General features: G+C 62.9%; 4 protein-coding genes. All 4 read left to right on the plus strand.

All coding sequences use genetic code 11. The features are described 5' to 3' along the window. The first annotated feature begins 331 nt into the window (after positions 1-331). The 4 genes from D451_RS27635 (at position 332) to D451_RS0125980 (ending at position 3,291) form a co-directional block, all read left to right on the plus strand. Positions 332-508, plus strand: coding sequence for a DUF397 domain-containing protein (locus tag D451_RS27635; protein WP_017536603.1), 177 nt, complete (start codon positions 332-334; stop codon positions 506-508). Between the two features lie 100 nt (positions 509-608). Beyond that, a complete protein-coding gene (locus tag D451_RS0125970) occupies positions 609-1,007 on the plus strand; it encodes a DUF397 domain-containing protein (RefSeq protein ID WP_017536604.1) in 399 nt (132 codons plus the stop codon). A gap of 187 nt (positions 1,008-1,194) precedes the next feature. After that, complete coding sequence (locus D451_RS28025) at positions 1,195-1,761, plus strand: hypothetical protein (protein ID WP_152473018.1); 567 nt, start codon at positions 1,195-1,197, stop codon at positions 1,759-1,761. A 387-nt stretch (positions 1,762-2,148) separates the two neighbouring features. Further along, on the plus strand, positions 2,149-3,291 hold the full coding sequence (locus D451_RS0125980) for an IS701 family transposase (protein WP_187294586.1): 1,143 nt from the start codon (positions 2,149-2,151) through the stop codon (positions 3,289-3,291). Positions 3,292-3,521: the final 230 nt, after the last annotated feature.

Here is a 3,521-nt window from a genome sequence, read left to right on the forward strand (position 1 = left end):
GCTAAGCTGCTCTCGGCGAGCAACTGACCTCACGTGTTGCGACGACTCCTAGAATCCGCCCTCGTTGGCGGGGGTCGGTCGTGTTCGTGCATCACCAGGGTAACTCCCCTACGTAACGACGCAAGGGGAGATATATCTGTTCGAGAAGAAACGAGGACTACTCCCCAGCTCGGCGGGGAAGAAGAAGTTTCGTACCTCCGCATCATCTCAGCCGAAGTCATGACCTGAGAACACCCCCGTCCCCCGAGCGCACGACCTCTCTCCCGCTCCCCCTGAAGAAGCCCCGCTCCGCAGCAGTCAGCCTCCGACCTCCGAAGAGAACGGACAGCTCATGACCAGCGAAATCACGTGGCACAAATCGTCCTACAGCAACGCTGCTGAGAACTGCGTAGAGGTGGCCGAAGGCCACACCACCCACATCCGCGACACCCAGAACCGCGCCCAAGCCCAGCTCAACATCCCCTCCTCAGAGTGGACCGCCCTGCTCAGCGCGCTCTCCAAGAACTAACCCTCCACAGAGGATTGGCCTCCGCTGCCCGAGGTGGCGGAGGCCGTCCCTGTCCCAGCCCTCTACAGTGACTCCCATACGTCACGACGCGAGGAGAGACATGAGCGACCGCGAGCAGTCGAAGAAGGATCTTCCCCCCGAGGCCATGGGGAACGAGAAGTGGCACGACACCACCGACGCGGTATGGATGCGCTCCTCACTCTCCGATCCCGAATCGGAGGCGATCGTGGAGGTCGCCGAGTTCGACGACGGTTTCCGTGCGGTGCGTGATGGCAAGTCGCCGGAGAAGGGCACGCTGTTCTTCACGCCCGCCGAGTGGGAGGCCTTCACCCTGGGTGCTCGCGATGGGGAGTTCGACATCCCCGAAGAGCATCTCACCGAAGAAGAGATCGCCCTCCAACGCGAACGCGCGAACCAGCCCGCCGCATGGGTACCCTCGCCGTTGCTCACCCCCAAGGCCCGCGAAGAATACGAACGTCGGCAGGCCGCGAAGGCCTGAGCCACACTCACAGCCAGGGGCAACCCGAAACCCCCGCATAGAAGGCCCCCACTCGGATTCTCGGCGAGCGGGGCCGCACTGCCCCACCAGCAGGGTCCGGGTGCCCCGGCTCCGAGAACATCCCACAGCCTGAGCTGATCCCCAAACCTGCCCGCGGCCCGGGGCAACCATCAACCGAGGAGGCGACATGACCCCCGAGATCGCAGTCGGTCTAATCGGCATGGGAGGAGCACTGGGAGGCGCACTACTTGGAGGAGCAGCCACCTTCGCTGGCGTCGTCTACCAACAGCAACGGCAAGCTCAACTTACCTTCGCCCAGCGGCAGACCGAGATCACAGACCGAGCACTAGAAGACGTCGTAACACAAGCTCAGGAACTGAAACGGCTCGCACTCGCCCAACCCCACACCGACTTCGAGTGGACTCCCCAGATGGGAGAGTGCGTGGAAGCCATCCGTGTCAGCACTTTGCGAGTCCCCTACAAGGAACTCCGCGAAACCATCGACGCTGCGTGCATGTGGCAGTTCGGGGCTGCATCTGAGATCACAGGGGGAGAGCAGGGCTTCGCTGAAATGCCGGGAGTCAAGGTTGTCGTTATGAGCAGCCAACTTCAGCAGGTGGTGGGCGCGTACTTGCGAGACGACTCCAAGGTGACTTTCCCCTTCATGTTGACCGAAGCCAAGAACAAGCGGAAGGAGTTCTACGAGGACCCCCTTCGCCTCATGAACGCCAGTGGTGAACAGCCAACCCTCTGAGCAGGTGCCCGTGAGGCAGTAACCAGGTTCCCGCCCCGCACGGCCGCCCTACCCCGCGACCGGACCAACCGTCCCCCGCAGACGGAGGTCCATCCCCACATGCGTGGGGCTCAGGTCCACGAACGCCTGGAGGCCTCCGTCAACGGCGGTCCATCCCCACATACGTGGAGCTCAGTGAGGGGGGCGGGGGGTAGGCCACAGGGTCTCCTTCGTGTTGGGGGCTGGTGGTGACTCTAGCGACGGCGCCCTTCATCTGACGCAAAACTGTTGTGTCTCATTACGGTCGCGAAGATGACTGTGAGTGCGGCCTTGAGGTGACAGTTGCTTAGTACTTCAACGACAGGTTGCGATGTGATGGCCGCACACGGTAAGTAATCGTGTGTGGCCATCACTGACCTTGAGACCTGGTCGCGGTCCTTCTCCGAGTTCACCGCGTCCTTCGCCCACCGCTTTCCCCGCGTTGAGTCCCGCCGCCAGGCCACCTCCTACCTGCGTGGACTCCTCAGCGAACTGGAACGCAAGAACGGGTGGACCCTGGCCGAGATGTGCGGTGAACAGGGTCCCGAGCGCCTTCAGCGCCTGCTGAACTTCTACGCCTGGGACACTGACGGTGTGCGGGACGACGTCCGCGACCTGGTGGTAGAGGTCCTGGCCGATCCCGACCACGGTGTGCTGATCCTGGACGACACCGGGTTCCTCAAGAAAGGCACGAAATCGGCCGGGGTAGCCCGCCAGTACTCGGGAACCGCCGGAAGAATCGAGAACTGCCAGATCGGCGTGTTCCTGGCCTATGCCAGCAGCAAGGGCCGGGCGTTGATCGACCGGGAACTCTACCTGCCCAAAGCCTGGACCGAGGACCGCGACCGATGCCGGGCCTCCGGTATCGGTGAACAGGTCGCCTTCGCAACCAAGAACGAACTCGGCCACGCAATGCTCCGCAGGGCCGTTCAATCCGGAATTCCTTTCGGGTGGGTGACTGCGGATGAAGCCTACGGGCAGGTGAGCCGCCTGCGGTTGTGGATGGAAGAACACGACATCCATCACGTGGTCGCAGTACCCAAATCCCAGACGGTCATCACGATGGACCTGGGCCAAGAGCGCGCCCACCGTTTGATCGCCGATCTGCCCGAACAGGCGTGGGAACGCCTGAGCTGCGCAGACGGGGCTCACGGACCGCGCGTCTATGACTGGGCCCGGGCCGATATCCGCCCCTGGAGGGAGCCGGGCAAAGGGCACTGGCTCCTCGCCCGCAGGAGCATCACCGACCCCGAAGAGTTGGCCTATTACATCTGTTTTGCCGATGAGAACACGACGCTGGTGGAACTGGCGCGGGTGGCCGCATCCCGGTGGGCGGTCGAGGAGTGTTTCCAGGCCGCGAAGAACGAGACAGGGCTGGACCACTACCAGGTGCGGGGGTATCGGGCCTGGTACCGGCACATCACCTTGTCCATGGCCGCGTTGGCGTTCCTGGTGCGGCTTCGCCAGGGCGTTCAAAAGGGGGATCAGAACACGCCTCGAGCGTGTGTCTGATCCCCCTGAGCGTCAACGAAATCCGCCGTTTGTTCAACCGAGTAGCGGCGCAGATTTCTCACCCGGTCGAGCACGTCCTGGAATGGTCGCACTTCAGACGCCGGTCCCAGCAGCGTGCCCGGGTGAGCCACTATCACAGACGCACAGGCAACAACCTGTCGTTGCAGTATTAGAGCTCATCTCAAAAGCCCTGCGAGACGACTCTGAACCTGCCATGATCACGGACTGTG

This window comes from Nocardiopsis alba DSM 43377 (assembly GCF_000341225.1).
Lineage (GTDB): Bacteria > Actinomycetota > Actinomycetes > Streptosporangiales > Streptosporangiaceae > Nocardiopsis > Nocardiopsis alba.